The organism is Vibrio sp. RE88 (assembly GCF_013113835.1).
Taxonomy (GTDB): Bacteria; Pseudomonadota; Gammaproteobacteria; order Enterobacterales; family Vibrionaceae; genus Vibrio.
The window spans coordinates 332251-359159 of the sequence record NZ_VTYQ01000004.1 but is presented as its reverse complement, the minus strand read 5'-3'; the positions used below and the strand labels follow the sequence as shown (position 1 = coordinate 359159).

The following is a 26909-nucleotide window of genomic DNA, read 5'->3' as shown; positions in this document are numbered from 1 at the left end:
AAATACTCACTCCGACAAAGCCGTAAAAATTCCACTCTCTCGTTTTTAACAATATTGCCGAGAATTATAGAGCTTTAATTCTAATTCGGACTGCCAGCTAATTCTGGATAAGTCCAATAATCATTTATGAAATAATATTAATTACCACCTCTAGTTCCATATTATCAAATTGGAGTTTTCCCCTTCAAAAAAGCCCTTCTAAATTAAATTTGTCTGCGAATTCGAATTCTACTGGGATTAGTTTTCAGATTGACCATAGGGTTGAATAAAAAAGAAGGAAAAAATAACAATGGATATAAAAGACAACCGTCAGTGTAGTAAGAAACGTCTACTTAAACCTCTGTCTGTAGTGATCGCACTCAGCCTAGGTACAGCCAGCATGAATGTACATGCAGCTCCCGCTTCAGCAGCGTTGGACTGGAATATGACCAGTGTAAAAAGCCAATCATTTGTTGAGATTAACGGAGAGGCTGGCCAACAGTCATACAAAAAAACTGTGGTTAGGCATGAGCAGGTCACCTTCCCCGTTGAATGGGATGTATGGTACAACGGTGGGACGCCTGCAACGGAGTGGCAAGTCAGGCTAAACAATGAAGTGATCTTTTCAGCTCCCATTAATGGCCCTACAGGTTCGGCTTTTTCTGGCGATACGCAAGTCCAGATAGAAGAAGCGGGCCAATATGATATGACCGTCAATATATGTGATGAGGACGGAGAGTGTTCAACTTCACCAGTACACAAGATTTCGGTGACGGATACTAATGGCAAAGGCATGGCTCCACTGGTTATGAACGTCGACAGCAATAACCAATCTTTTCCTCCGCAACCAGATGGCACGGTTGTGGGCACCTATTTTGTCGAATGGAGCCAGTATGATCGCAAATTCACGGTTGATAACATCCCAGCAGACAATCTGACACACATCATCTATGGGTTTATTCCAATTTGTGGCCCAAACGAGTCATTAACCGATCAGAATTCGCAAAGAGCACTTCAACTCGCTTGTGGCGATTCTCAAGATTATGAAGTAGTTGTTCATGATCAATGGGGCGCTTTTGGCTCTAGCCTTCCTGGCACTGCAAATTCTTCGATCAAAGGAACATACGGTCAGATGATGGCGTTAAAGCAGCGCTACCCCGATCTAAAAATTCTCCCGTCGATCGGTGGCTGGACATTGTCTGACCCCTTCTACGGATTCACTGACAAAAAGAATCGCGATACCTTCGTTGCCTCTGTCAAAGAATTCCTTCTAACATGGAAATTCTACGATGGCGTTGACATAGACTGGGAATACCCTGGCGGTACAGGTGCAAACCCAGATTTAGGTGATCCAGATAAAGACGGCCAAGCGTACGTTGATTTGATGAGAGAGCTACGCCAGATGCTGGATGGGCTGTCCGCTGAAACTGGCCAGACGTATGAACTAACCTCTGCTATTGGCGCCGGCTGGGATAAAGTCGAAGACGTACACTATCCAGACGCAGCTCAGTACATGGATTACCTCTTCGTCATGACTTATGACTTCTACGGAGCATGGGATAATAATCTCGGTCATCAAGCCGCTCTTTACTGTGGTTCACACATCACAGCAGCTCAATGTGAAGGTACGTTAACACCCGATGACGGCCCAGAATACACCACGCACAACGGAGTAAAAGAGCTGCTTAAGCAAGGCGTATCTCCGAGCAAACTGGTATTGGGCGCTGCGATGTACGGCCGCGGCTGGAGCGGAGTCACTCGCGAAAGTATGACGGATACATCCAACCCTATTACTGGCGTGGGTAATGGCCCAATTGTTGGCAGTTGGGAAGCAGGTGTAATCGACTACAAGGATATCGTCAGCGATTATCTTGGTAAATCTGGTGTTGAAGAGTTTTACGATGAACCAGCAAAGGCCCCTTACCTATACAAAGAGTCTACTGGTGAAGTGATCACCTATGACGATGCACGCTCTGTTGAAGCGAAAGCTGCTTATGTACGCTCTCAAGGATTTGCGGGCTTATTCTCATGGGAGATCGATGGAGACAACGGCGATATCCTCAATGCCATGCAACGTGGACTACTTGAAGGTGGAGAGCCGGGCAACCAACCTCCGGTCGCTGATGCGGGTGATGATATCGTCGTCGACACAGCTAAAACTGTTCAGCTTGATGGTTCAGACTCGCGCGACAATGATGGCAGCATCGTTTCCTACAAATGGGAACAGATTGCGGGCAATGATCTTAGCATCACTGATGCAGACAAAGCTGTTGCGTCCGTTGCCATTCCGGATACAGGCACGAATGAAACCTATAGCTTTAAGCTAACTGTGACGGATGATGAAAATGCAACTTCTTACGACACGGTTAACATTAAGGCCGAACTTGGCAGCGAACCAGAAAATACGCCACCTGTCGCCGATATCAGCGGCCCTACTCAAGCGGAAGCTGGCGACAATGTCGTTTTAGATGCATCAGGCAGCTCTGATGCGGACGGTGACGACCTAACCTATAGCTGGTCTTCCTCTGACGTTACACTTAATGAGAATGGCGACAGTGCGAGCTTTATTGCCCCTGAGTTTACGCAAGATACCAATGTTTCCATCTCAGTGACTGTTTCTGACGGCATAGCCTCAGACACCGCAAGTCTCTCAGTTCTTGTCAAAGCCAAGGACGATGGTGGCAATCCGGGCGAATACCCTCAATATGTTGAAGGTACTTCATATGAAGCTGGTGACCGCGTAACTAACGCAGGAAACAGTTATGAGTGTAAGCCTCATCCATACACAGGATGGTGTGCAGACGCTGCATGGGCTTACGCGCCAGGTACGGGGCTTTACTGGGACCAAGCGTGGACAGAACTATAATTCACTAAACCCAAAACATCCCGCTAGCGCGGGGTGTTTTTTTAAGTGCGGTACAAAACCTTCACTACGTGCCAGCCAAATTTGGTTTTCACCAAGTGTGGCACTAGCGTTTCCCCACTAAAGCAGACTTTATCGAATTGAGGAACCATCTGGCCTTTGCGAAACTCACCTAAATCGCCACCCTTTTTACCAGATGGACACGTGGAGTATTTTTTTGCCAGAGTCTGAAACTTCGCACCTTTTTTCAGCTGTTTGATGATGTCTTCAGCCTGTTCTTTATGCTTTACCAAAATGTGTAAAGCTGCTGCTGTATTTGCCATGTCAAAATCTCAATGTATTGGGCCTATCTGAGGGCGCATATTGTAACGAAATAGCGCAAGATCACCATCCTAATGGCTAAATATCCACACAAATTATCAAAGAATCCGACTTAATTGACCTATCTTAATTGATTCGAACTGTAGATGCGTTACCATCTCGTTTTATAAGTATCAAATTTGAGAAACGTCCGTCATGGCAAAAACAATCAGTAAAGCAAATCAGTCTCAAGGCATGTTGATGTTCACACTGACTCGCAGTGAACAGCTATTTGCGATTGGTACACTAAAGGTTCGTGAGATTGTCCCTTATCAGTCGACAACTCAAATTCCTTACTCACATCACCATGTGATTGGTACGGTCACCATCCGTGATAAAACCATCCCTGTGATTAATATGCCTGCCGCTATTGGTTTTAGACCAATCCAACCTGAAGAATACGATTCTTGCTATTTAATCGTCACTGATTGTCTGAGGACCGTTGTAGCCTTCATGGTGCGTTCGATTGAAAAAATTATCGAGTGTGACTGGCGCTCTATTGAACCCTCCCCTCAATCAGCAGGTAGCAATGTTTTCGTTACGGGTATCACCCGATTCGAAGATCAGATTGTGCAGATGCTCGATGTGGAGCTCCTTCTATCAAAGATCTACCCTCAATATGAATCGACTAAGATTCCGATGTTGACCGATATCGAACGTGAGCGACTCAAAGCACTCAGTATTTTACTCGTTGATGACTCCTCTATTGCAAGAAAACAACTCGCCGATGCGCTCGATAGTATTAATATTTCTTATCAGATTCGAAACAATGGTATTGAAGCACTGGAATTGATGCGAGAAGAAGCGGAACGAGGCCAGCCAATTCAACTCTTGGTAAGCGATATTGAAATGCCAGGTTTGGATGGTTACGAACTGGCTTTTGAGACTCAGAGTGAACAGCAGCTTAGTAATGCCTACATCATTCTTCACACTTCACTATCGAGTGAAATCTGTGTTGATCGGGCTCGTCAAGTTGGTGCACACGAAGCATTGGAGAAATTCAATGCCGGTGATCTTATCAAGGCAATGCTTCGCGGTGCGGCTATGTTGGAATCAGGCAGTACAACTGAGCGAATAGAAGTAGCCGTTTAAGCGTAAAAGTGGGCGAAACTGAACTTTAGAATGGTGGACTTTGTTAAGATAAGTTCATCATATTTATTAAATATTCTAATTTTATTGACATTAACTCAAGCATCTCAGGAGTAAATCCGCTAATCTTAAGTTAATCGGTAGTTAACGTAGAATTCTTATAATCAGATGACAGAAGACGATTTTAAAAAATCGACCGCTAACTTAAAAAAAGCTGTCCCCCTCATGATGCAAAACCACGTAGCGGCAACGCCAGCCAATTATGCGTTGTGGTATACCTACGTGGAGAATGCCATTCCTCAAATGAACCGTGAGCTCGAGACCATTCTGGAGAATTACGGCATATGCCCACCAGCAGCAGGTGAGCAACTCTATAACAATTATGTCGCTGCCAGAGCAGAGACTGACATCAAAGATCTGCGGGCTAACATTGAAGTGTTAGTTGGGCAAGTAGCCTCTTCAATGACAGATACATTGGCCGATACATCGCACTTTTCTAAGGTAATAGACAAAAGTTTTGAAAACCTTGAAAAAGTTGACGATGAAGCCATGTCTATCGACGAAGTGATGAAAGTCATTCGTCAGTTAGTGGCCGAATCTAAAGAGATCCGACACTCAACCAATTTTTTGAATAACCAGCTCGAAACAGCAACCGAAGAAATTCAGCGACTCAAAACGCAACTTGCTGAAGTCCAACAAGACGCCTTGTTTGATGGACTAACTAGCTTGTATAACCGTCGTTCATTCGATAATGATTTGGACACGCTGTGCCGCTCAGAACAGAAAATTTGTCTGATTCTAGCCGATATCGATCACTTTAAGAGCTACAACGACACTTATGGCCATCTATTTGGGGATGCAGTGATTAAAGGCATCGCCAAACGGCTTCAGATTAGCAGCCGTGATGGTATCCATGCCTACCGCTTCGGCGGTGAAGAGTTCGCCTTAATTATGCCCAACAAGCAATTGAGGATCGCCCGTCAATTTGCTGAGAGTCTACGTCGTTCAGTGGAAAAACTGTCGATTAAAGACAGACGCTCCGGCAAGCAAGTGGGTAACATTACTGCTTCATTTGGTGTAGCCGAATTGCAAGCGGGCGAAATGCCTCACTCAATCATTGAACGAGCGGATAAACTTCTCTATGAAGCGAAACAGCTCGGGCGAAACCGAGTAATGCCACTTTAATCAAAAACACTTTAATCAAAAAAGAGCCCCTAACAATTAGGGGCTCTTTTTTATCCTTTGTTGCGTGTCAGCCATCCGAAGTAATGGCCTCAATGAGTTCTCGTTCCACGCTTTCCGCGTTTTCGTTCTCAATCTGACAAGTACCCGCGGCTTTATGACCGCCCCCACCGTATTTCAGCATCAATTCACCCACATTAGTCTTGGAGCTTCGATCGAATATCGATTTACCTGTCGCAAACACAGTGTTCTGCTTCTGAAATCCCCACATCTTATGAATCGAAATATTGCATTGAGGGTATAAGGCGTAAATCATAAATCGGTTACCGGCAAAGATGACATCCTCACCAGTAAGATCAAGAAACACCAGATTGTCGTAGACAGTCGCACAGCGTTGAATCTGCTCTTTGAACAAATTCTCATGCTCTTTGTAAAGGTCAATACGTTCCCGGACATCAGGGTGATCCAATATCTCTTCAATGGAGTGCGATGTGCAGTACTCAATCAGGTCCATCATCAGGTTGTAGTTGGAGATCCTAAAGTTTTTGAAGCGCCCCAACCCTGTTCTGGCGTCCATAAGAAAGTTAAGCAGGTTCCAGCCTGTGGAATCCAACACTTCATCTCGCGAAAACTGAGCTGAATCTCCTTTATCAACCGCTTCCATCATACCGAGCCAATCCGTCGGGAAGGTTTGTTCTCCCCCATAATGCTCCCAAACCACACGCGCGGCTGAAGGCGCATTCGGGTCAATAATATGATTAGGTCTCTCACCCGGGTTTCGAATCATTTCAGATAAATGGTGGTCAAACACAAGATGAGCTTGTGCGACGTATGGGAGGTTGGTGACAATATCTTGCGGCGTTATCTCTATGATGCCATCTTGCATGTCTTTTGGATGAACAAACTTTATGTCATCGATAAGTTCAAGTTGCTTCAAAAGAACGGCACATACTAGTCCGTCAAAATCACTCCGTGTCACTAAACGATGCTTCTGTTCCGACATCTTTATATCCTTATCTTTAACAGCTCAATGCACACATTTCGAATAACTGGTACTTTTGCTTCAACACTTATTTCATAGATAAGTACTATGAGTACATTTTTAATTTTAGACACCTTCGATCTTTTAACAAACTTAAGGCAATGTTTTTTATCTACTCTTCTATACTCGATATGCGACTGATTGATTCGATTGGAGAACAGAATGAAAAAAGCGACTTGGGTTTTGACCTCGGCAGCAGCAATAGCACTCGCTGGCTGCGCTAGTGAACCTGATGAATATGAAGTGAAAGGCTACACCTCTATTGCCAATCCGGCTTCCGTCTACTGTGCGCAGCAAGGCGGGAAACTAGAAACCGTGAGCGAAAATGAAAAACGTGTTACCTACTGTGTCCTTTCTTCGGACAACCGAATCGAACAGTGGGAATACTATCGCCAACACCAAAAATCTTCAGATAGCTAATACATATACCTACCTCGATTAATCACCCCAGCCACTTGAAGCTTCTAATTCGAGTGGTCTCGGGACAATTCAGCCAATAATTCCTTTACCAATCGATTCAATCTGTAACAATATGCAACTAATGAACAGTGTTTTATTTATGACATTTTCCTGACAAAACAGTGAAAGTGAGGAATAGAATGTGTCGCACATCACATTTATACCGTTCTACACTGGATGTCATTATGAAGCACAAAACTCCCTCACTGCACGAGGAACAAGCAACTACCTCCGAATCAATTTCGCTTCAATCCAAAAAAATTATTTATAAATCAGCACTCAATGCGCTCATTATCGTAGCAATCAGCATTTTGGTTAACTTATCGATTCGCGCTGATTTCAGCTACCTAAACGCCGGATTTGGTGAAGCGTCCATTACAGAGTCATTACAGCTGATGATGTTGGTGATTTCAGTCTGGGCCTTTTACAGCTTGATGCGAGAGCGAAAAGACATCACCCATGCTGCGGCCTTAATTAGTGGCTTTTTCACTGTATTAACGATACGTGAAATGGATGTCTGGTTTGATATGATTTTCCACGGTGCTTGGGTGCTTCCAGCATTAGCCGTCACTGCCGTTGCGTGTATTTATGCTTATCGAGGCGGTAAGAACACTGTCAACGAAATGGCTACGATTTTAAACGCTCGTCACATGAATATATTGATTGGCGGCGTCGTTTTACTGATCGTCTTTTCTCGTCTGTACGGCATGGGACATTTCTGGCACTCAGTCATGGGCGAACATTACATTCGAGAAGTTAAGAACGTATCCGAGGAAAGCATGGAGCTGCTATGCTACTGCCTCATTGCGCTCGCCGCTGTGAAAACTCGCATTAGCTTGAGAGTTCGTTAACGCTAAAGTTTGGCTGGTTTTCTGGATCAAGCTGCCTGTTTAGCCATGTCAACGTTTGGTGGAAATACGTCAACTGCGATTCTATTGCATGACAGTCGACTTTTGAGGTTGTTGTAAGAACAACCTCTTTCATGGACTGTAACTTATCCTGTATTTCCACCGGCAGATTTAACACTTCCAATAATGACAAAGCACGCAGAGCCAGCGTTTCGGGCAAACACCTGACATCATCTAACGGCCTGTCAAACGCTCTGTTCACCACCCCTTCTAAATAAACTCGATACGTCGTCAACTCATCTACCAATAAAAACGCTTGAGCATACAAACCTTGATGCGGATACATAACACTGCAATGCTGATCTATGTCTTGGTCAATATGCAGATTTAATCCAGAATTTGCACAGTGCTGTTTAAGGGTACGCAACAAGCCCTGTTCATCCATCAATGACTGGATTTCAAAAATACGCTTGAGATGGTAATCATTGGACACGAGTGTCACATCAACACGTTGATCTTCTAAGCCGAGTTGCTTTAACTTCAAAGCAGCATTGTGGATGTTTTGTACCGTATTCTGAGAATCGCTTTCTAGAATAATGTTCAAGTCATGGCACATCTGCGCCGACGGTAATTGCTTGAAGTAATCCCTCATTGCCATCGCTTCTGATATGGTTTGACCTGGCGTCACACCACCACAAAACAACAACGCTGTTTCATTCAGATCACAAGAACTGAGTAATTTTGGCAAAGCTTCAACACGCGACTTCCCTTCTGCGGTCAGAGCATTGCCAACAAGTCGCTTGCCAAGAACAATAACCACATTACGAATGTTCATTATTTACTCACTTCTCAATTATTAATACTAACTTGCTGAAGTACTGTACAAACATCTTCTTTGAAGATAGCGTTAGCAAGGTTAATATTTTGTTAACTATATTTAAATAGAGTCTGATCAACAGGCCATATCAACAGGAAGTTAGTTTATGCTGTCGATTTTCGATATTTTTAAAGTCGGAGTTGGACCATCCAGTTCCCACACCAACGGGCCTATGCTGGCCGGTTACCACTTTACGCGCCTGCTCAACGAATCTCTGTCGAAAGTGCATAGAGTACAGGTTGATCTGTATGGTTCTCTGTCTTTGACAGGGATAGGTCACCATACGGATCGAGCGGTGATTCTCGGGCTTATGGGTAATAGGCCAGACACCATCAAGATCACCAGTGCTAAGCAGTCACTCCAACAGACGCTGGACGAAGGTACGCTGCTATTAGCTGACGCACATACCATTGCATTCGGCTATGAGAGCGACATTGTATTCCATAGCGACAACCTGCCGTTACATGAAAACGGCATGACGATAACGGCTTATGATTCGTTTGGGACGCAGCTCGCATTTGAAACCTACTACTCTATCGGCGGCGGCTTCATTGCCACAGCGGCAGAGCTGGAGAATGGTGGCAGTGAGCAATCGGTCGACGTGCCCTATCCATTTACCTCTGCAGACGAAATGCTCAACATGGCAGAGGAAAATGGATTCAGCCTTGGCGGTATGATTCTGCAAAACGAAGTGTGCTTTTTCGACGCCGATGAAATCGACCGCAAAGCAGAACAGATATGGAAAGTCATGTCCCTCTGCATGCAACGCGGCTTTGAAACGGAAGGGATTCTAGAAGGTGGCCTAAATGTTACCCGACGTGCGCCTAACTTGCTCAAAAAACTGGAAGCCAACGAAGCAATCGAAAACGATCCAATGGAAATCATGGATTGGATTAACTTGTTTGCCTTTGCTGTCAGTGAAGAAAACGCTGCAGGTGGTCAGGTCGTCACCTCGCCTACCAACGGTGCCGCAGGCGTTATTCCAGCAGTATTGATGTATTACCATCGGTTTATCAAAGAGCTCGACCTTAAGCAGATTAAAGATTTCCTCGCGGTCGCTGGAGCGATTGGTATTCTTTATAAAACCAATGCGTCCATTTCTGGTGCTGAAGTTGGCTGCCAGGGTGAAGTTGGTGTTTCATCTTCTATGGCGGCGGCAGGTTTGACAGCACTTAGAGGCGGTAGCAATGAACAGATCTGTATTGCAGCAGAGATTGCTATGGAGCATTCATTGGGTATGACGTGTGACCCAATTGGTGGCCTAGTGCAAGTTCCGTGTATCGAGCGTAATGCGATGGGGGCAATGAAAGCGATTAATGCGTCGCGCATGGCGCTCAAGCGAACCAGCAAGTGCTTAATCTCTCTGGATAAAGTCATCGCTACTATGTATCAGACGGGTAAGGATATGAACAAGAAATATCGCGAAACGTCACTTGGCGGATTAGCGGTTATTCATATGGCCCCACCGTGTGAGTAATCAAGGCTCTTGGTGATCCACTCGGAGAATTGAGTAGCCAGTGGATTGTGGACATCACGCTGCAATAAATAGTGCCCATCTCGACTGGGCACTTTTTTATCACCTACTTTCATTAGACTGCCCTGAATAAGCTGCTCTTCGACCAACAACTCTTTCACTAACAACACACCCAACCCCGCAACAGCTGCTTCAATAGAAAGAAGGGAGTGATCAAACTGCAGTGACGGCTCTTTCACAGCTCCCATATACTGGTGGTAATCGAACCAGAATTGCCAGTCTTCTTTGTAACCCGTTGTGGCAATTTTTTCACACCCGGCAAGTTCTTCCAGCGTGTTCAACGGCCTTGGTTTTACGAGTCGTGGAGCCGCAACCAACACCCAGCTTTCTTCCGTAAGAACCTTGGCCTTCACTTCATCTTGAGGTAAAGGTCCATTAATGATTTCAATGTCCGCTACTTTGCTCCCATTCGGATAAGCATTAGATGTGGTGAATACCTTGAGCTCCACATTGGGATATTCGCGCCGAAAGTCTTCGAGACGTGGAATTAACCATTGAAAACAGAAGCTTTGCGCAATACTTATCTTCAGCATTTGACGTTGTTTGCGTTGAAACAGTTGCTCTGTCCCGACCGACAGCGATTCAAACATTTGCGTCAGTAGCGGTAAGTAGTATTGAGCATCTTGCGTTAGCAGTAGCTTGGCGCCTTTACGTTCAAACAAGGTCGCATCAAGATAAGTTTCCAGTTGTTTAACTTGCTGACTTACGGCAGCCCGAGTCACATTAAGTTCTTCCGCAGCTCTGGTTAGGCTCTGTAACCGAGCTGCAGATTCGAAAGCTTTTAAAGCATTAAGAGGAGGGATAAAACGCATAGTTAGGCAGATGTTCTAACAAACACTCAGCATGCCAAGGCTTTATGACAGATGTATTACTCAACCTTATCTGCTTTGCCTGCAGCACCTGCAAGTTTCGCCAACCACTTATCCCAAATCATTGGCGTTTGTTCATTATCTTCTGCTTCTTCTTTTCTTCGTACCGCATTTCTCACCGTCATGGCGCCTAGCCACCTTATCGGCTCTGGGGGAAAACACCCTAGCGGCCCTTGTGCTAACCCACTTCGAGTCCAATCATTATTTTCCCCAAGCACAAGAGAAGACAATATCTTTCCGCCCATGCGGGTCTGCACTACGCCACTACCTGAATAACCGAAACCATAAAAGATGTTTTTCTGCCCCTGAAGACGACCAAAGAAAGGCAATCCCGTTACCGAGCGGTCAGATCCACCTGTCCAGTTGTAGGCAAATTTGGCCTCCTTAAAGTGGGGAAATAACTTCTTGAACGACTTATCCAAAATGGAGAAATATCGGGTGGGTTGGTTGAACATGTTCTCAACCCGATTACCAAACGAAAATCGATTACCACCCTTACCTAGCATAAGCCGTCCGTCTTTAGTATCTCGGTAATAGTGAACAAAGATACGAGAGTCTACTATCGCTGCACCTCGGTCAAACTCACTTTTTTCAAGAGTATTTTCAAGCGGTTCAGTAATGACCATATCGGAAGATACCACCACAATGCTGCGCTTAAACTGTTTAAAGTGTTCAACCATCCAAGCGTTTAAACCGAGTACCACTTTAGCCGCTGTGATTTTGCCATTTGGGGTTATAACGGTTGCAGGATCGCCAAAGTTAAGCTGCGTCATTGGCGTATTCTCAAACACTTTGATGCCTTTCTTGATTGCGACTCGGCGAAGGCCACGCACCAATAATGCTGGCTGAACACTCCCTGCTGCAGGCGAATAGTACCCTTCAATATGCTGCGCAGAACCCGCTAACCGAGCGATATCGCCATCATTGCATTTTTGCCAACTGCTGATATTTAGTCGCCTAAGTTCATCGACCACTGGCTGCATCGCGCCCCGCTGAGCGGTGTTGGTTGCCGTGTAGTAAGTGCCCTGTCGACGCAGCTCTGCGTCGATCCCATGTTGTTGGCAAAATTGCTCGATTTCGTATACCGCAGCTTCAGATTCTTTAACGAGTCTTTTCGCTTCATCCTCACCAAATAAACGTTTCATCGTTGGGTACTTGGTAGACCAAGTCAGCATACAGCCACCATTCGCACCAGATGCCCCGCTGCCACACAGCCCTTTATCAATCACTGTGATCTCAAGTTCAGGTTGTTGTTCTTTGAGCATGATGGCAGTCCATAAACCGGTATAACCGCCGCCAACAATAGCCACATCAACCGTAATATCCTGTGACAAGGATTGCGTATCAAGGGGATGCTCTCGCTCTAGAGCCTGTTTGAACCAAAATGAGGGATGCTGTGACATAGCTGAATACCTTATGTTATCGATACTCAAAAGGTACGCATATCGGTGTCAATCGCCCAGCGAGGATATCTTTCGCTCAGCGATAGTATTACTAACGCGAACAAAAAAGCGCAGACTGGCTGCGCTTTTTACATCAAATGATTTCTAACTAGATTTTGTCAGAAACCGCTAACGTTGCAGACAAGGTATCTGCACCAAACTGAAGACTTCGCTCTGGAGACCAACCATAAAGAGGATCAGGGTAATCGTTGTTGTCTTTAAACGGCATTTCAATGGTGTAAGACAAGCACTTGAATTCTTCCGCTACCCAATTTGAGCCTACCGTTAGGTTAGCTTTACCCGGCTCATCTTTGTCGTAGCCAAACTCATCTTGGAATTCAGGTGTCACGGTGTGTAGTGCCTGTTTAAATGCAGTCTCAAGTGAAGCCAGTCGCTCATCATAAGAAGGAATGCCTTCAGAACCCGCAACAAAGTTGTAAGGAATCGCTTCATCGCCGTGAATATCAAGGAACATGTCCACACCAGTTTCAAGCATCTTCTCTCTTACCAAAAAGACTTCTGGGCTTTTCTCCATACTTGGAGATTGCCATTCACGGTTAAGGTTTACACCAATCGCGTTGCAACGTAGATGGCCACGGATACTGCCATCAGGGTTCATGTTTGGCACAACATAAAGTACCGCTTTATCCAGTAACGCACGTGCACCTGTGTCTTCATCATCAATCAGGCGCTGAATCATCCCTTCCATAAACCATTCGGCCATGGTTTCACCTGGGTGCTGCCTGGCGATAACCCAGATTTTCTTCTTACCTTCTTCCGGTTCACCAAACGTCAGTAGGCTCATGTCATTACCATCAAGGGTATGCCCTAGAGTTTCCAGTTTGCAGTGATGAGCGCTTTGCGCTGCATGCAACAGATCTTGGTGTCGGTCATAGCTATAAGGCGCGAAATAGGCAAAGTAAACTGAGCCATGTTCTGGAATGACGGTAAAACTGAGCGTATCTCCGTCAAATTCGGCAGGAATTCGGAACCACTCTTCTCGGTCATAAGAGGCCACCACGTCATAATCCTTCCAACCCTCTGGGTACGCAGAGTTTTTCAGGTCAACTATCTGAATAGAATGTGACTGCTCGGCTTCTGTCTCCAGTCGAAAGTGGAACCACTGATAAAATTCAGATTGGTTGTCATTAGGAATCTTAAGTTGAATTGCATCTTTGTCATCTGCATTGACGACTTCAATACTGCCACTTTCGAAATTGCTGAAGATCTTCATTGAATTACTTTCCTTATCAATAAGAGCGAGATTGCCAGACAGGCTAACACAAAGGTTAGTGCACCAAAATGAAAATGCAGACTCCTGACAAAAGGTTTGCAAGTGATATTTATCCAACGCAAACGTTTTGGATCAACTTCATTATAAAAAGTTATGCGAGATTTAGAAAAACTCGTGCATCGAATGCGTTTTCTGCGATAATTGTTTCAATTTATAACATGCCACAGATGATATTATTATCAGATGTTAATTCTGTGTTATACCAACTATATGAGACTATTATGTGGAATAAACTCAACAAATCAATGATGTTCTGCCAAGCGATGTTTGGCTTATCATTCTACGGTGTGATGGTTATCCTGACCCGCTTCTTCTTAGAAGATCTGGGGTATAGTGAAGCGGACACCATGATGGTTGTCGGAGCTTTCTCTTCTATCGGTCCACTGTTCGCTATCGCGGGTGGCTTTATAGCAGATAAATTCCTTGGAGCCTACCGTTCACTTACCATTGCTTACGGCACTTTTGCAACTGGTTACACGCTACTCGTGCTAGGTGCATCAACAACGAACGTGCCAATGAGCCTTGTCGGTATCGCACTGGCGAGTTACGCGCGTGGTTTGATGTCTCCTTCTTATCCAAGTCTATACAAACGCACTTTTTCTACTGAAGAAGACTTCGAAAACGGCTATCCCGTCAACTACTCGGTCAACAATGTCGGTGCACTTCTCGGTCAGTACCTGTTCCCAATGTTTGTTCTGGCAATCGGGTTCCATGGCAGCTTTATGCTATCTGCGGTAATGGCTGGTTTCGCTTTTGTTACTCTGGTCATCTTCAACAAACAGTTGGTTGGTGTTGGCGCAGATATCGACAAGAACTCAGTGAGCATGAAAAACTGGCTATCGTTCTTTGCCCTTTCGGCAGCAATGGTTGGCTTAGTGTTCTTCATGTTCTCAAACATGGATATTGGCCAGAACATTGTCTACGCCATCGGTGCTGCAGCTATCCTGTATTTCATCACCTTAATGATCAAGTCAGGTAAGTCAGACGCGTTGAAAATGGGCACAATCCTTATCATGACTGTACTCACGACCTGCTTCTTCGTGTACTACGGACAAATGATGACCTCGATGACCATGGTGACCATCAACACCATGCGTGGTGATCTGTTCAACATCATCCCTATCGCTCCGGAAGCATCAATGGCAATGAACCCACTTTGGTGTATTGTTGCGGGCCCTGTGATTGCGATGACGTTTTCTTCTCTGGAGAAAAAAGGCATTAACTTCTCCACTGCAACAAAGATCGGCTTTGCATTTATCTTCACTGCCATTGCCTTTGGCATTCTGACAATGGCTGTAATGAACGTTGGTGAAGATGTTGTGATTCGTCCTGAAGTCTTCTTAGCGATTCACTTCTTCCAAGCATTTGCCGAAGTTATCGTTGGTAGCTTGGTAGTAGCCTTTATCCTTTCAGTCGCTCCAAAACACATTGAAGGCTTCTCCGTGTCGCTCTTCTCAGTAGCGATGGCACTGAGTGGTATCGTAGGCGCGGTATTCTCAACCTCAATCGCACTCGAAAAAGGCCAGGAAATCACGCAAGAGATCGTACAAAACGTTTACGGCGATTACTTCCAATTGCTGACTGTACTCGCCGTAGTCATGGTCGCAATTGCTCTGATTTCTTCTGTCATCATTCGTAAGATGCTAGATGCAGCTCGTGCAGATGAACAGCCTGAGTTAGTTGAAGCAGAAAGCTAATAGACTCAAGGAACAGAAAGCCCCGGTTTAAGTCCGGGGCTTTTTATTAGGTGCTAGCGAAAACCAAAAAATATTCAAAAAGAGGTGTTAGAAACGATTTCCATCTCTATCAAATGAGCGGTAGTTGTAATCAACGTGAACAACTGGTTGATAAGTAATCTGACCATCCGCACCCATTTTTTCTGTCAAAGTGACTGTTGAATCTTTGATTTCAAGTGAGCGTGTTACTTCTGGCTGCCAAAGACCAATGCTTAAATGCCCTGTAAGCTCTTCTGCGGACATAGAATCAATCTTGTTGATGATATCTCGGCCTTGGGCATACGCCGCTTCTTTCGAAGTTGCTGCCTCACCGTTAACCACTTTTGTATCTGAATACATACGGTAGCCACCAGCGGTTGCTGCAGTTGAGGCGATCATTAAGATGGTTGCAATACTTACTACTTTAATCATAACTGACTCCTTAGTTACCTTAAAATCGAGCCTTGTGCTTCGCTCGAATACCTAAATGGTACGTAAAAGAAGACCGATAGGGATTAGAAAATCTTGCACTTGTTATTCAACAAATTCGACGATCGCCTAGATATCGTTCTTGTATAAAAATTAGGGATTTAGTGGTCTAAGATATGCTAGTAATAAAAATTTATGTGACTTCAATCACTTATTATTTCGAGTCTAGAACGAAGAAAGCTGATGTTTTTTAACCTTTATAATTATTTCTCATAAAATAAGTAATAAATGTCATAATAAAAGCTGACAGATTTACTCAACTATTGAGAACAAACCACCCAATACATGAGTTGTAGCCCGTCAAAGCACGGTCAAAACTAAGCCACCTAAGATCAACATCGTTCCTGTTAGGCGGGTAACTAAAAACTTTTCAGATAGCCAAATAATTCCAAATATCATCCCAAACACAATGCTAAGCTGACGCAACGCGACCACATAACTCACATTTTCCGTCATCGTCATTGCGTAAAGCACCAACCCATAAGTGGTTGACATCATTGTACCAGCGATAGCGGAAGGCTTCTTGATAGCCCAAGCTTCTTTAAAGTCATCAAATCGCTTAGCAAAAACTAAATAACTCGCGATACACAACGCAATTGACCAAAACTGTATCCCTAGATAGAAAACCGCAGAGGCTTTATCGCTCACTACTTGTTGAAAGGCAATACCCAAAATCAATAAGGCTTCTTTATCAAGAATCGAATAGCCCGTGGTTCCAAGTGCAGCGATAAACGCACATAACACACCTGCATTGAGGTAACCCTGCAAGTTGAACTGCCTGAACGATTCTAAAGGAACAAAAAGACAACCGAGCGTGATCAGCGTGAAGCCAACCCAACTAAGCGTTGCTAACTCGTAACCAAGAGCAACCGTACCTGCGCCGACCATCAAAACAGGTAGTGCCCGCGCAATAGGATAAATCACGCCAATATCCGCCTGCTTATAAGCGAACCCGAGCCCCAACATGTAAACCATCTGGGCAATACCACTAACCAGAAGAATCCACCAGAAAGCCTGAGGGAACGCACTAACGCCAACTTGATTGATGTACCAGATGATATAGGGAGTGAGCAACAACGCCGCTGCTGAGCTACTGGCGAGAAAAAACGCAGGTCCCGAAGCTTTATTGCTTTTGCTGAGCAAGTTCCATCCTGCATGGAGAAAAGCAGAAATAACAACCAGAAACATAGCCCAAACAGACATAGAAAATCCTTGTAAAAAAGGGCTTCCACAAACGGAAGCCCAGCAAATTAAGAGAAGAGATTAGTGGTTTAGTGCAGCGATAGATTCGATACTGATCGCATCGTGGCGCCAATACTCGATATCACAATCGATAAGTTCACCATGCTGGTTGTAGTTAATACGCTCGACGACCATAGCTGGAGTGCCAGAGGTGGCTCTTAACGCCTGAGCGGTGTCTCCGAGCAAACTACTGGTGCTGATGCGATACCGAATTTTCTGATACACCATGCCGAAGTGGTCACGATAGATATCGGTAAGCGATTTAGATAAATCGAAGTCCAAAAGATTAGGAAACAGTTCCGGACGAATATAGTTAGTGACAAACACCACAGGGCGATCTTCCAGATACCTCACCCTATCCACTTTATACACATCTGAGAATGGTTGAAGCCCAAGCAGGCTAGCAGCCTGCTTATTGGCGAGAATGCCCTTCGCTGCAATCAGTTCAGTCTGTGGAGAACGGTTTTGTGCCAGCGCCATATTGGTAAAGTTCAGCGTTTGCGTAGGGTCATACTTCAAAGGCTCTGGAGAAATGAACCAGCCACGGCGGTCTTCACGATAGATACGACCTTCCGCTTCCAACAATGACAAGGCTTCACGTAATGTCACACGAGTGGTATCAAACGATTCTGCCAGTTTACGCTCCGCTGGCAATTTTTGCCGCGGTGAAAGTAACCCTGATTCAATCTGCTCGACAATAGAATCTTTAATTTTTACGTACTGCACCCGTTGTCCTTATCTTTTACGCCACGCCTGTGTTCTGTTTTCCAACCATTTCCCTAGCGTCATGTGCACCAGCTTTGCGACTGCTGCTGAAATCATGATCATCACCGCCATCGCGGCTGCAGCGCCCGTTTGACCTGCATCGTCCATATTCAATACAGAAACAGAAGCCGGAATGGTTTCAGTTGAATAGATGAATACTACCGCAGAAGTGGTGGTTAATGCATTAATAAACAGATACGTAGCGATATCCAATGTCGCAGGGACACAGACGGGCAAAGTCACTTTAAAGAACAGCTTATATTGAGGTAGCTTAACGGAAGCCGCTGTTGCCTCGATTTCTGCTGGAATCTGCTTCAGCGCCGTCACCGCTGTCATATGACCGACGGTGTAATAGTGAACCACCGTATTGATTACCAGAAAGGCCATCGTGCCATAGAGGAAGCTCAGCGGGTTATTGGCATCGTTAAAGTAGAAAATATAGCCCAAGCCTAGCACCATGCCCGGCACGGCCATGGGTACCACACTCAGCATTTGCATTGCCTGCCTTACAGGAGCAAAAGCGCGCCCTTTCTCGATGCAGTATGCTCCGACAAAAATTAGTGCGGTACCAATAATGGCAGTCCATGTCGCCAGCGATAATGAGTTGAAGTAAGGTTGCCAACCATAAGTGCTCATCTCGGCAAAATTATAGTTGTTCAGCGTTAGTGCTTTATTCCAAGGCCAGAAGGTCACCAGAGAACCATAAACTGCCATACCCAATACCGTAATGACCGCTAATGAGATCAATGAACAATACAGGAAACACGCGCCATCTCGAACTTTGTTCGGTTCAGGTTGATAAGGTACGGAACGCGTATCAAACAAGCTCTTTTGCTTTTTCTGCACCCAGCGGTCTGCCACAAATGCTAACAACGCGGGAATCAACAGCAGAATACTGGTCACAGCGCCCATAGAGAAGTTTTGCTGCCCTACGACCTGCTTGAAGATATCCGTGGCAAGAACGTTGTAGCTGCCACCGATAACTTTTGGCACACCAAAATCACACACAACCAGAGTGAAGACAACGATCAACGTACTGATCAAACCGTACTTCGCCGCAGGCAAAGTCACCATAAAGAACGTTTTCAGTGGAGATGTTTTCAACGCACGAGCGGCTTCATACAAACGCGCGTCAGATGTGCGAAGCGAGGTAGTCAATATCATCAACGCATGGGGGAAGGTCCAGAAGATCAAGCCTAACGAAATACCAATTAAACCATACACCGAATGGCCACCCAGCACTTCTTTCGCTATACCCTGATTACCAAACAAAAAAATCAGGCTAATTGCTGGTAGCAGCGAAGGTGCAAGAATAGGCGCAGCGCCCAAGACATGAAACAAGCCCTTCATCGGCATACAAGAGCGAGTCAGTGCGTAAGCATAGCCAAACGCCAATACACCAACCACAGCGGTTACCAACAAACCCACTGTCAATGTATTACCGAGAGACTGCCATAGGCTCGCCTGTGAAAAGTAGCTGGCAAAATTGGCTAAACCAACAAATTCACCTTCCGCGCCTTGCACGCTCTTCGCTAACATCGCCCATAGAGGCATGACTATAAAAATCACTAGCAACGAAAATAGAAGCGCAAGTAAGCCAAACAAGACGATGTTATCGCGGCTGATACGTTTTAAGTGGCTGGTAGAGTGATTCTTCAGAGCAATCAGCGTCGAATTATTCATTGTATTACTGTCCATTGCATTCATCCTAAGCCGCAATCGCTTTGTCGCCATTTGCACTTAACACTGGGTAGGCTCTGGCTCCGCGCTCAGCAAACTGAATGTAGCGAATGTCGCCAACACGCAGCTTCATGTTTTGCACTTGTTCACCGGAAACGTCAACAAAGATAGGAGCGGCGAGCTTGTCGTGCTGTAACTCACATTCATATCGGCAGAAGGACCCTAGAAACTCATAGGTACGAATACGGACTGGCAACGCATCTTTTATTTCTTCGGAAAAGCGAATGTTCTCTGGACGGATTGCTAAGTCAAAACGATCACCACGGACCAGATTTCTGTTTTCCAACACCGGGGCTTGAATGAGGGATTCTGCAATGCGTAGCTGACTGTCAGTTGCCACCGAAGCACCAATAAAATTCATGCTGCCGACAAATTCCGCCACAAATCGAGTAGCAGGCTGTTGATAGATTTCCTGCGGCGTGCCAACTTGCTCAATTACGCCGTGATTCATCACCACAATGCGATCTGCCATTGACAGCGCTTCATCCTGATCATGAGTCACCATAATGGTGGTAATACCCAGCTTACGTTGTAGTTTACAAATCTCATCACGCAAGTGAACGCGTACTTTGGCGTCCAGCGCAGATAAAGGCTCATCAAGCAGTAACAAACCAGGCGAGAGCGCCAATGCGCGAGCAAGTGCAACACGCTGCTGCTGGCCACCAGATAACTGATTTGGATACTTTTGCCCAGATGTCGGCAACCCAATCATCTCCAGCCAGTAATCGACTTTCTCCAGTGCTTCTTGATTCGACATGCCTTGGTTCTTCAGGCCAATAGCAATGTTTTCCTGCACAGTCAGATTGGGGAACAGAGCATACGATTGGAATACAATGCCAAAATCGCGCTTTTCAGGTGGTAGGAAAGTAGTCTCTTCACCGTGTTGTGAAATTGAACCTGAAGTTGGAAGATCGAGCCCAGCAATGGCTCTCAGTAGCGTCGTTTTACCGCAGCCAGATGGCCCAAGGAAACAAACAAACTCGCCTTTTTCAATAGCAAGCGAGATATTCTTAAGCGCTGTAAATTGTCCGAATTGCTTCACAACGTTTTCAATCTGTAGATAAGGTTGGTTAGTTGGCATGACACACTCTCCAAATGGTATATACCAACTCTAAATCTGGTTTATTTCAGACGCATTACAAATTTATAGACCAAAGATGACAAAAGCATGAAGGCAGGGTGATTTGACCACCAAGACTGACTCAGATTAATCCCAAGCGACAGACATTTTGTAATATGGGATATCCCCCTTGTAAAAGCGCTCACCCTGTTCTGTCATACCAAATCTTTTATACAGCGATAATGCGCTTTCACGAGCATCACACCAAAAAACGATAACGCCCATATTTTGCAATTCACTAATTATAACCTTGAGTACGTTTGAACCTATCCCCTGCCCTTGATACTCCGGAGAGGTAGCAAACTTTCTCAATCGAGCGACATTGTCAGAGACGAATACAGAAGCGACACAGACTAACTCTCCAGCGGCAAACGCACCAAAATGTAAACCCACGTCATCTTCTTCCACACGGCAAAAATCGATACTCTTTTCTGGCCAGAGTACCCGATGCCGTAAAGCAAGCGTATCTTCTGCTGATATTTTTATAACGTCCATGACTTCTTCTACCTCGAATAACCTTTGAACAAATTTGCCTGTGATGAAGCCAAAATGCAAAAGGGAGAGCCTATGCTCTCCCTCAAATACTCAGTCGTAAGAAACCAGTAAGGTTATCTAGACCTTATGATTTTGGCTCTGATTTAGCGTCAAATTTCGCCGACCAGGTTGCAAGAATATCTGCGCGCTTGCTACCCATTTGAGCAAAATCCATCTCTGCCATGTTCTCTTGTACATTAGGGAAGTTAGAGACGCTTGCTTTGACATCTTTATGCGCAACAACCGGGTACATTTCTACATACAGCTCGTTCGCTGCTTTAGAAATAGACCAATCAACAACACGTTTCGCCGCTTCGGACTCTTTGACCAGACCTACAGCTTCTGACTCCCAACCAATGCCCTTAGGTGTGATCACAGCCAGAGGTGCGCCCTGAGTCTTCAGCTTAGCACCACGGCTAGCCATAGAAATACCAATCGCTACTTCGCCCATACCCGCTTGTACACATGGCTTAGAACCTGAGTGCGTATAATGTGCGATGTTTTTATCCAGCGCCTTCATATAGTTCCAACCTTTGTCTTCACCCATGTTTTGTAGCCATGCAGAAACCTGCATGTAACCTGTACCTGAAGACGCAGGGTTCGGCATCGCAATGTGACCTTTGTAAACCGGATCTGTCAGGTCTTCCCATGATGTAGGTTTAGGTAGGTTCAACTGCTTCGCCACAGCTTCATTGAAACAAACAGCATTGAAATACGCGTCATTACCAAACCAAGCTTGATTCGATTGCGGGTCGTTAAGATTCGCATGTAGAGACTCCGCACCTTTTGGCGTGTAAGGCTTAAGTAACCCTTGCTCCTTCAACAGCGCCATTGAAGAACCTGCTAGACCCCAAACAACTTCTGCACGTGGATTGTTTTTCTCTGCCAATAACTTTGCAGTCATGATACCCGTAGAATCGCGAACCCACTTGATCTTGATGTCTGGGTTTTCTTTCTCAAACGCAGACTTGTACTTTGCAAGAATGTCCGTTTCGAAAGCGGTGTAAACCGTTACTTCCTGAGACGCCATTGCATTCGTTGCTAGCAGAGAGACAAGTGCAGCCAGCGATCCTTCCATCAAACGGTTTTTCATCATTTTCTCCAATTAAGACTATTTGTTTGAGACCGATTGACATTGCATCCTCTTTGCAAAAATCGATTGGTCTGTACCAGTTGACGATATACACCCTAAAATGGCTTTGTGACGATTCTATGAATAAAAAATGGCACTTTTTAGAAACCTATCCAAAAATTTGACCAAGTTAAAATCCCACAACAACGCGATATGAAAGTTTTATGAATTTGAGTTTTTGTCTATTTACTCATCGTTTTCTGCCCTGTTAGAGTGAGCTCTAATTCTGGTGTATACCAAAACAAACAATCATGGATATTGGAATGAAAAACGAATACTTACTGCTAACTCCTGGGCCACTCTCAACATCAGAAACGGTCCGTGAAGCTATGTTAAAAGACTGGTGTACTTGGGATGATGAATACAACAAAGACATCGTAGAAGTAATTCGTACTAAATTGACAAAGCTGGCGACTCAACACCAAGGCTATACGAGTGTACTTATGCAAGGCAGTGGAACAGCGTCAGTTGAAGCAACCATTGGCAGTGCGATAGCAAAAGAAGGCAAACTCCTTGTTGTTGACAACGGTGCCTACGGCGCTCGAATTGCACAAATCGCGCAATACCTGAATATCCCTTGCCATGTAGTTTCCCCGGGCGAAACATCACAGCCACACTTGAACGAGGTGGAAACTGCATTGGCAACGGATCCAAGTATTACTCACGTTGCCATTGTTCATTGCGAAACAACCACTGGCATGCTGAATCCAATTGAGGCTATTACTCAATTGGCAAAACAGCACGGTAAAGTTGTCATCCTAGATGCGATGTCTAGCTTTGGCGGTATTCCGATGGACATTGGCGAAATGGGCGTCGATTTTATGATCAGCTCTGCCAACAAATGTATTCAAGGTGTACCAGGGTTTGGTTTTGTCATAGCAAAGCAAAGCGAGCTGGAAAGATGCCAAGGACAAGCCCGTTCATTGAGCCTAGATCTGTATGATCAGTGGAAGTGTATGGAAGTGAACCATGGCAAATGGCGTTTCACGTCTCCAACGCACACTGTACGCGCTTTCTACCAAGCTCTATTAGAACTTGAACAGGAAGGTGGGGTTCAGGCACGTCACACTCGTTATCAGGCTAACCAGACAACCTTAGTCGCAGGCATGCGTTCATTAGGCTTCGAACCATTGTTAAGCGATGACCTTCACTCACCAATTATTACTTCTTTCTACTCCCCGACTCATCCGGACTACCAATTTAAGGCGTTTTATGACCGCCTCAAAGAGCAAGGGTTTGTCATCTATCCGGGCAAGGTATCCAACGCAGATTGTTTCCGAATTGGCAATATTGGCGAAGTATACCCGCAGGATATTGAGCGTTTGATCGGTGCAATCAAGAACGCCATGTACTGGAAAGAAGCGCAAACGGTAGCTTAATCATGACTCAGTCGATAAAACTAACCCACTTTCGCAGTGAAGGAGACGTGAATACCACGCCTGCTCGACAAGCTTGGAACGCATCCTTAAACGACGAACGAACGCAAGAACTGCTACAACGCGATAGCGACGTCTTTCTGCATCAGGCCATGTCTACACCGTGTCTGGACGCACTTGAAGCAGCCGAAGGAATCTATATTCAAGATGCCACAGGCAAAAAGTACATGGATTTTCATGGCAACAACGTTCACCAGCTTGGCTACAGTCATCCACATGTGATTAAGCGAGTCACTGAACAGATTGCGAATCTACCATTTTCGCCTCGCCGTTTCACCAACGATACCGCGATTCAATGTGCTGAAAAACTCACGCAGATCTGTGGTGGAGAGCTCAACAGGGTCTTGTTTGCCCCGGGCGGCACATCGGCAATAGGCATGGCACTCAAGTTAGCTCGCCATGTCACTGGCAACTTTAAAGTGGTCTCTTTGTGGGATTCTTTTCACGGTGCCTCTCTGGACGCGATCTCTGTCGGCGGTGAAGCCTGTTTCCGTGAAGGTATGGGCCCTTTAATGGCAGGAGTAGAACGTATTCCGCCAGCTGTATCCTACCGCGGTGCTTTCCAAAATGTCTCTTCTGAAGGTAGCGATGTTCACTATGCCGATTATTTGGAATATGTGATTGAAAAAGAAGGTGGCATTGGCGCTTTTATTGCCGAAGCTGTGCGTAATACCGATGTACAAGTCCCCAGCAAAGCCTACTGGAAACGTATTCGTGAGATATGCGATAAGCACAATGTCATGCTCATTATTGACGACATTCCTAACGGCATGGGGCGCAGCGGAGAATGGTTCACGTATCAAGCCTATGACATCGAGCCTGATATATTGTGTATTGGTAAAGGTTTTGGTGGTGGATTAGTTCCCATTGCCGCGATGGTAACCAAAGACAAATACAACACTGCAGAGCAAATTTCTATGGGTCATTACACCCATGAGAAGAGTCCAATAGGTTGCGCCGCTGCACTCGCAACTATGGAAGCCATTGAGCAAGAAGGTTTACTGGAAAAAGTAAAAGACGATAGCGAATTTGTACGTGAAAAATTGCTTGAAATGAAAGAGAAATACCCAGTAATCGGAGACGTTCGCGGCATCGGTTTACTTTGGGGCGTAGAACTCGTGACAGACAGGCAAACCAAACAAAGAGCGTTTGATGAAGCGGAAGCCGTGCTTTATCAATGTCTGAATAATGGCCTGAGCTTTAAAGTTTCTCAAGGCAATGTTATTCAGCTCAGCCCACCATTAATTATTTCACGTCAACAACTTACCGAAGCATTGGCTATCTTTGAAGAAGCGATTGCCAATGTATGTAATGAACACAACTACTGATAACAGGATATCAATTATGACTCACTCTCACTCACCGATTCAGGCTGTCATCTTTGACTGGGCTGGCACCATTGTAGATTTTGGTTCATTCGCACCAACCAGCATCTTTGTTGAAGCGTTCAAACAAGGTTTCGACTTTGATATCAACTTAGCAGAAGCACGCGAGCCAATGGGCCTTGGAAAATGGGACCACATTCAGGCGGTAGGTCGTCTTCCTGCTGTAGACAAGCGTTGGAATGAGCAGTTTGGTCGTTCCATGAATAGCGATGACATTGACCGCATTTACGCGACCTTTATGCCCCTGCAAAAAGCAAAAGTCGCTGACCACGCAGAACCCATCCTGAACGCGATTCAAGTCGTCGATGATTTAAAAGCTCAAGGCATCAAGATTGGTTCTTGCTCTGGTTACCCTCGTGAAGTCATGGATGTGTTAATCCCTGTCGCTGCTGACTATGGTTATAAACCTGATTACGTGGTTGCTACTGACGACCTCCCTCAAGGCGGTCGCCCTGCACCTTATATGGCGCTAAAAAACGTCATCGAGCTGAACGTAACGGATGTAAAGGCATGCATTAAAGTGGATGACGCGGCACCGGGCATCGACGAAGGACACAATGCAGGTATGTGGACGGTAGGTTTGCTTCTGTCTGGCAATGAAGCTGGTTTAACGTATGAAGAATATCAGAAAGCTGATGAAGCAACATTGAATGCTGCTCGAGAAAAAGCGAAAGTAAAACTGATGAAGAGCGCGCCACATTACTTGATTGACACAATCTCTGAGCTACCTGACGTGGTTAAAGATATTGAACGTCGTCTGGAAGCGGGTGAGCGTCCTTAACCCAGCAGATCGTTCATAGCAGAAAAGCCAGTAGTCCTTTGCTACTGGCTTTTGTTTTTAAAAAGACAACAGTCGTTGCATTTCAGCAAGGAATTCAACCATCACAACAGTACCTTCCTCGGTGAGTGTCCAGCAAAACAGGCCAAAGTTGGCAAACAGCGTTAACCAGAACAAACTCTTAAAGCCAATGTCATTGTACTTATGGTGCAATACAGATTGAGCAAGCAGAGCGCCCGGCCAGCCTCCGACAATATTCAAAACGTGAAAAGTCAACGAAGGAACACGCCACCCACCAGTATGAAGTGCATGTTTGTCCAGTGCATAAACCATATAAGCAATTGTACTTAACGCGATGTAAAGGACAAACGAGAGCGGTGGGTAATCGAGAAGAAACACACTCGCTACTAAGGTGGTAAAAAACCAGATCGCAATGGACAAAGAAAAATTAAACACAACCTGTCTTTCAATGTTCACAGCACGAATACCGCCTTGGGCATCTTTCGCCAATCGAAACTGAACTCGCTCACTGATTCTTGGGGGATGACCGTATGCTTCTAGGTCACAAAGATGAAACTTGATTTGTGCTTCCTGATCATCAACCGAAATATACCCGTAGCCCTTAGTATCGTGCCACTCACTAATGGTTCCTTGAATCGCCATTATGGTCCCTCACTCTCTCAGGCTCCCTGCCTAAGATTCCTTAGCCAAACACAACGTATTCTCGTTTTACTT

At 45.3% G+C, this 26909-nt stretch carries 24 protein-coding genes; 10 read left to right on the top strand and 14 right to left on the bottom strand.

The genetic code is table 11. The features are described from left to right. Window positions 1-289: 289 nt before the first annotated feature. The gene (locus F0265_RS11745; protein ID WP_171749020.1) at window positions 290-2845 is read left to right on the top strand and encodes a glycosyl hydrolase family 18 protein; all 2556 of its coding nucleotides are present in this window, start codon (window positions 290-292) and stop codon (window positions 2843-2845) included. Between the two features lie 41 nt (window positions 2846-2886). Here F0265_RS11745 and ppiC read toward each other — a convergent pair whose 3' ends face one another. Beyond that, window positions 2887-3165 carry a peptidylprolyl isomerase PpiC gene (gene ppiC, locus F0265_RS11740; RefSeq protein ID WP_004745652.1) on the bottom strand — a complete coding sequence of 93 codons (279 nt, stop codon included), beginning with the start codon at window positions 3163-3165 and terminating at the stop codon, window positions 2887-2889. 193 nt (window positions 3166-3358) lie between these two features. On the opposite strand from ppiC, the gene F0265_RS11735 reads away from it, so the two are divergent. Both F0265_RS11735 and F0265_RS11730 read left to right on the top strand, forming a co-directional pair. Further along, window positions 3359-4294, top strand: a complete 936-nt coding sequence (locus F0265_RS11735) for a chemotaxis protein (protein WP_171749019.1) — start codon at window positions 3359-3361, stop codon at window positions 4292-4294. A gap of 165 nt (window positions 4295-4459) precedes the next feature. After that, a complete protein-coding gene (locus F0265_RS11730) occupies window positions 4460-5476 on the top strand; it encodes a GGDEF domain-containing protein (protein ID WP_171749018.1) in 1017 nt (338 codons plus the stop codon). A gap of 67 nt (window positions 5477-5543) precedes the next feature. Here the strand turns inward: F0265_RS11730 and F0265_RS11725 are convergent, their stop codons facing one another. Further along, window positions 5544-6476, bottom strand: a complete 933-nt coding sequence (locus F0265_RS11725) for an exopolyphosphatase (RefSeq protein WP_171749017.1) — start codon at window positions 6474-6476, stop codon at window positions 5544-5546. A 201-nt stretch (window positions 6477-6677) separates the two neighbouring features. On the opposite strand from F0265_RS11725, the gene F0265_RS11720 reads away from it, so the two are divergent. Further along, window positions 6678-6935, top strand: coding sequence for a DUF333 domain-containing protein (locus F0265_RS11720; RefSeq protein WP_045985876.1), 258 nt, complete (start codon window positions 6678-6680; stop codon window positions 6933-6935). A 224-nt stretch (window positions 6936-7159) separates the two neighbouring features. Continuing rightward, complete coding sequence (locus F0265_RS11715) at window positions 7160-7825, top strand: hypothetical protein (protein WP_171749016.1); 666 nt, start codon at window positions 7160-7162, stop codon at window positions 7823-7825. Here F0265_RS11715 and F0265_RS11710 read toward each other — a convergent pair. Further along, window positions 7806-8657, bottom strand: coding sequence for a YdcF family protein (locus F0265_RS11710; protein WP_171749015.1), 852 nt, complete (start codon window positions 8655-8657; stop codon window positions 7806-7808). The two genes, F0265_RS11715 and F0265_RS11710, sit on opposite strands and share 20 nt — an antisense overlap. A 148-nt stretch (window positions 8658-8805) precedes the next feature. On the opposite strand from F0265_RS11710, the gene F0265_RS11705 reads away from it, so the two are divergent. Further along, a complete protein-coding gene (locus tag F0265_RS11705; protein ID WP_171749014.1) occupies window positions 8806-10176 on the top strand; it encodes an L-serine ammonia-lyase in 1371 nt (456 codons plus the stop codon). On the opposite strand, the gene F0265_RS11700 is transcribed toward F0265_RS11705, so the two are convergent. The 3 genes from F0265_RS11700 to F0265_RS11690 form a co-directional block, all read right to left on the bottom strand. Then, entirely contained in the window at window positions 10152-11045 is an 894-nt protein-coding gene (locus F0265_RS11700) for a LysR substrate-binding domain-containing protein (RefSeq protein ID WP_171749013.1), read from the bottom strand. The two genes, F0265_RS11705 and F0265_RS11700, sit on opposite strands and share 25 nt — an antisense overlap. A 56-nt stretch (window positions 11046-11101) precedes the next feature. After that, the gene (locus F0265_RS11695; protein ID WP_171749012.1) at window positions 11102-12505 is read right to left on the bottom strand and encodes an FAD-dependent oxidoreductase; all 1404 of its coding nucleotides are present in this window, start codon (window positions 12503-12505) and stop codon (window positions 11102-11104) included. 148 nt (window positions 12506-12653) lie between these two features. After that, entirely contained in the window at window positions 12654-13778 is a 1125-nt protein-coding gene (locus F0265_RS11690; RefSeq protein WP_171749011.1) for a carboxypeptidase family protein, read from the bottom strand. Window positions 13779-14059: 281 nt separating this feature from the next. On the opposite strand from F0265_RS11690, the gene F0265_RS11685 reads away from it, so the two are divergent. Then, window positions 14060-15535: a peptide MFS transporter gene (locus F0265_RS11685; protein WP_171749010.1), complete on the top strand. Its 1476-nt coding sequence runs from the start codon at window positions 14060-14062 to the stop codon at window positions 15533-15535. Window positions 15536-15622: 87 nt separating this feature from the next. On the opposite strand, the gene F0265_RS11680 is transcribed toward F0265_RS11685, so the two are convergent. From F0265_RS11680 to F0265_RS11650, 7 genes are all read right to left on the bottom strand, one after another. Further along, entirely contained in the window at window positions 15623-15985 is a 363-nt protein-coding gene (locus F0265_RS11680; protein WP_171749009.1) for a DUF3316 domain-containing protein, read from the bottom strand. A gap of 357 nt (window positions 15986-16342) precedes the next feature. After that, window positions 16343-17245, bottom strand: coding sequence for a multidrug transporter (locus F0265_RS11675; RefSeq protein ID WP_171749008.1), 903 nt, complete (start codon window positions 17243-17245; stop codon window positions 16343-16345). A 60-nt stretch (window positions 17246-17305) separates the two neighbouring features. After that, the gene (gene phnR / locus F0265_RS11670; RefSeq protein WP_045985867.1) at window positions 17306-18010 is read right to left on the bottom strand and encodes a phosphonate utilization transcriptional regulator PhnR; all 705 of its coding nucleotides are present in this window, start codon (window positions 18008-18010) and stop codon (window positions 17306-17308) included. Between the two features lie 9 nt (window positions 18011-18019). Beyond that, window positions 18020-19747 (bottom strand): putative 2-aminoethylphosphonate ABC transporter permease subunit, encoded by a 1728-nt coding sequence (locus F0265_RS11665; protein ID WP_171749007.1) that lies wholly within the window; start codon window positions 19745-19747, stop codon window positions 18020-18022. 10 nt (window positions 19748-19757) lie between these two features. Next, window positions 19758-20870, bottom strand: a complete 1113-nt coding sequence (locus tag F0265_RS11660) for a putative 2-aminoethylphosphonate ABC transporter ATP-binding protein (protein WP_171749006.1) — start codon at window positions 20868-20870, stop codon at window positions 19758-19760. 126 nt (window positions 20871-20996) lie between these two features. After that, entirely contained in the window at window positions 20997-21404 is a 408-nt protein-coding gene (locus F0265_RS11655) for a GNAT family N-acetyltransferase (protein ID WP_171749005.1), read from the bottom strand. 124 nt (window positions 21405-21528) lie between these two features. Then, a complete protein-coding gene (locus F0265_RS11650) occupies window positions 21529-22539 on the bottom strand; it encodes a putative 2-aminoethylphosphonate ABC transporter substrate-binding protein (protein ID WP_171749004.1) in 1011 nt (336 codons plus the stop codon). Window positions 22540-22838: 299 nt separating this feature from the next. Between F0265_RS11650 and phnW the strand changes: the two genes are divergently transcribed. From phnW to phnX, 3 genes are read left to right on the top strand one after another with little or no spacing between them, the layout of a single operon-like run. Continuing rightward, the gene (phnW, locus tag F0265_RS11645) at window positions 22839-23954 is read left to right on the top strand and encodes a 2-aminoethylphosphonate--pyruvate transaminase (protein ID WP_171749003.1); all 1116 of its coding nucleotides are present in this window, start codon (window positions 22839-22841) and stop codon (window positions 23952-23954) included. A 2-nt stretch (window positions 23955-23956) separates the two neighbouring features. Continuing rightward, window positions 23957-25339 carry an aspartate aminotransferase family protein gene (locus F0265_RS11640; RefSeq protein ID WP_171749002.1) on the top strand — a complete coding sequence of 461 codons (1383 nt, stop codon included), beginning with the start codon at window positions 23957-23959 and terminating at the stop codon, window positions 25337-25339. A gap of 16 nt (window positions 25340-25355) precedes the next feature. Next, window positions 25356-26177 (top strand): phosphonoacetaldehyde hydrolase, encoded by an 822-nt coding sequence (gene phnX, locus F0265_RS11635; RefSeq protein WP_171749001.1) that lies wholly within the window; start codon window positions 25356-25358, stop codon window positions 26175-26177. Window positions 26178-26234: 57 nt separating this feature from the next. Here the strand turns inward: phnX and F0265_RS11630 are convergent, their stop codons facing one another. Beyond that, the gene (locus tag F0265_RS11630) at window positions 26235-26837 is read right to left on the bottom strand and encodes a DUF1294 domain-containing protein (protein WP_043010528.1); all 603 of its coding nucleotides are present in this window, start codon (window positions 26835-26837) and stop codon (window positions 26235-26237) included. Window positions 26838-26909 lie beyond the last annotated feature (72 nt).

Coding starts and splice junctions, on each gene's coding strand:
- F0265_RS11655 (WP_171749005.1), bottom strand. CDS start 21,404: ATGGACGTTATAAAAATATCAGCAGAAGATACGCTTGCTTTACGGCAT.
- phnX (WP_171749001.1), top strand. CDS start 25,356: ATGACTCACTCTCACTCACCGATTCAGGCTGTCATCTTTGACTGGGCT.
- F0265_RS11630 (WP_043010528.1), bottom strand. CDS start 26,837: ATGGCGATTCAAGGAACCATTAGTGAGTGGCACGATACTAAGGGCTAC.
- F0265_RS11640 (WP_171749002.1), top strand. CDS start 23,957: ATGACTCAGTCGATAAAACTAACCCACTTTCGCAGTGAAGGAGACGTG.
- F0265_RS11675 (WP_171749008.1), bottom strand. CDS start 17,245: ATGTCTGTTTGGGCTATGTTTCTGGTTGTTATTTCTGCTTTTCTCCAT.
- F0265_RS11705 (WP_171749014.1), top strand. CDS start 8,806: ATGCTGTCGATTTTCGATATTTTTAAAGTCGGAGTTGGACCATCCAGT.
- F0265_RS11700 (WP_171749013.1), bottom strand. CDS start 11,045: ATGCGTTTTATCCCTCCTCTTAATGCTTTAAAAGCTTTCGAATCTGCA.
- ppiC (WP_004745652.1), bottom strand. CDS start 3,165: ATGGCAAATACAGCAGCAGCTTTACACATTTTGGTAAAGCATAAAGAA.
- F0265_RS11665 (WP_171749007.1), bottom strand. CDS start 19,747: ATGGACAGTAATACAATGAATAATTCGACGCTGATTGCTCTGAAGAAT.
- F0265_RS11725 (WP_171749017.1), bottom strand. CDS start 6,476: ATGTCGGAACAGAAGCATCGTTTAGTGACACGGAGTGATTTTGACGGA.
- F0265_RS11660 (WP_171749006.1), bottom strand. CDS start 20,870: ATGCCAACTAACCAACCTTATCTACAGATTGAAAACGTTGTGAAGCAA.
- F0265_RS11745 (WP_171749020.1), top strand. CDS start 290: ATGGATATAAAAGACAACCGTCAGTGTAGTAAGAAACGTCTACTTAAA.
- F0265_RS11695 (WP_171749012.1), bottom strand. CDS start 12,505: ATGTCACAGCATCCCTCATTTTGGTTCAAACAGGCTCTAGAGCGAGAG.
- F0265_RS11690 (WP_171749011.1), bottom strand. CDS start 13,778: ATGAAGATCTTCAGCAATTTCGAAAGTGGCAGTATTGAAGTCGTCAAT.
- F0265_RS11710 (WP_171749015.1), bottom strand. CDS start 8,657: ATGAACATTCGTAATGTGGTTATTGTTCTTGGCAAGCGACTTGTTGGC.
- F0265_RS11685 (WP_171749010.1), top strand. CDS start 14,060: ATGTGGAATAAACTCAACAAATCAATGATGTTCTGCCAAGCGATGTTT.
- phnW (WP_171749003.1), top strand. CDS start 22,839: ATGAAAAACGAATACTTACTGCTAACTCCTGGGCCACTCTCAACATCA.
- F0265_RS11735 (WP_171749019.1), top strand. CDS start 3,359: ATGGCAAAAACAATCAGTAAAGCAAATCAGTCTCAAGGCATGTTGATG.
- F0265_RS11650 (WP_171749004.1), bottom strand. CDS start 22,539: ATGATGAAAAACCGTTTGATGGAAGGATCGCTGGCTGCACTTGTCTCT.
- F0265_RS11715 (WP_171749016.1), top strand. CDS start 7,160: ATGAAGCACAAAACTCCCTCACTGCACGAGGAACAAGCAACTACCTCC.
- F0265_RS11680 (WP_171749009.1), bottom strand. CDS start 15,985: ATGATTAAAGTAGTAAGTATTGCAACCATCTTAATGATCGCCTCAACT.
- F0265_RS11720 (WP_045985876.1), top strand. CDS start 6,678: ATGAAAAAAGCGACTTGGGTTTTGACCTCGGCAGCAGCAATAGCACTC.
- F0265_RS11730 (WP_171749018.1), top strand. CDS start 4,460: ATGACAGAAGACGATTTTAAAAAATCGACCGCTAACTTAAAAAAAGCT.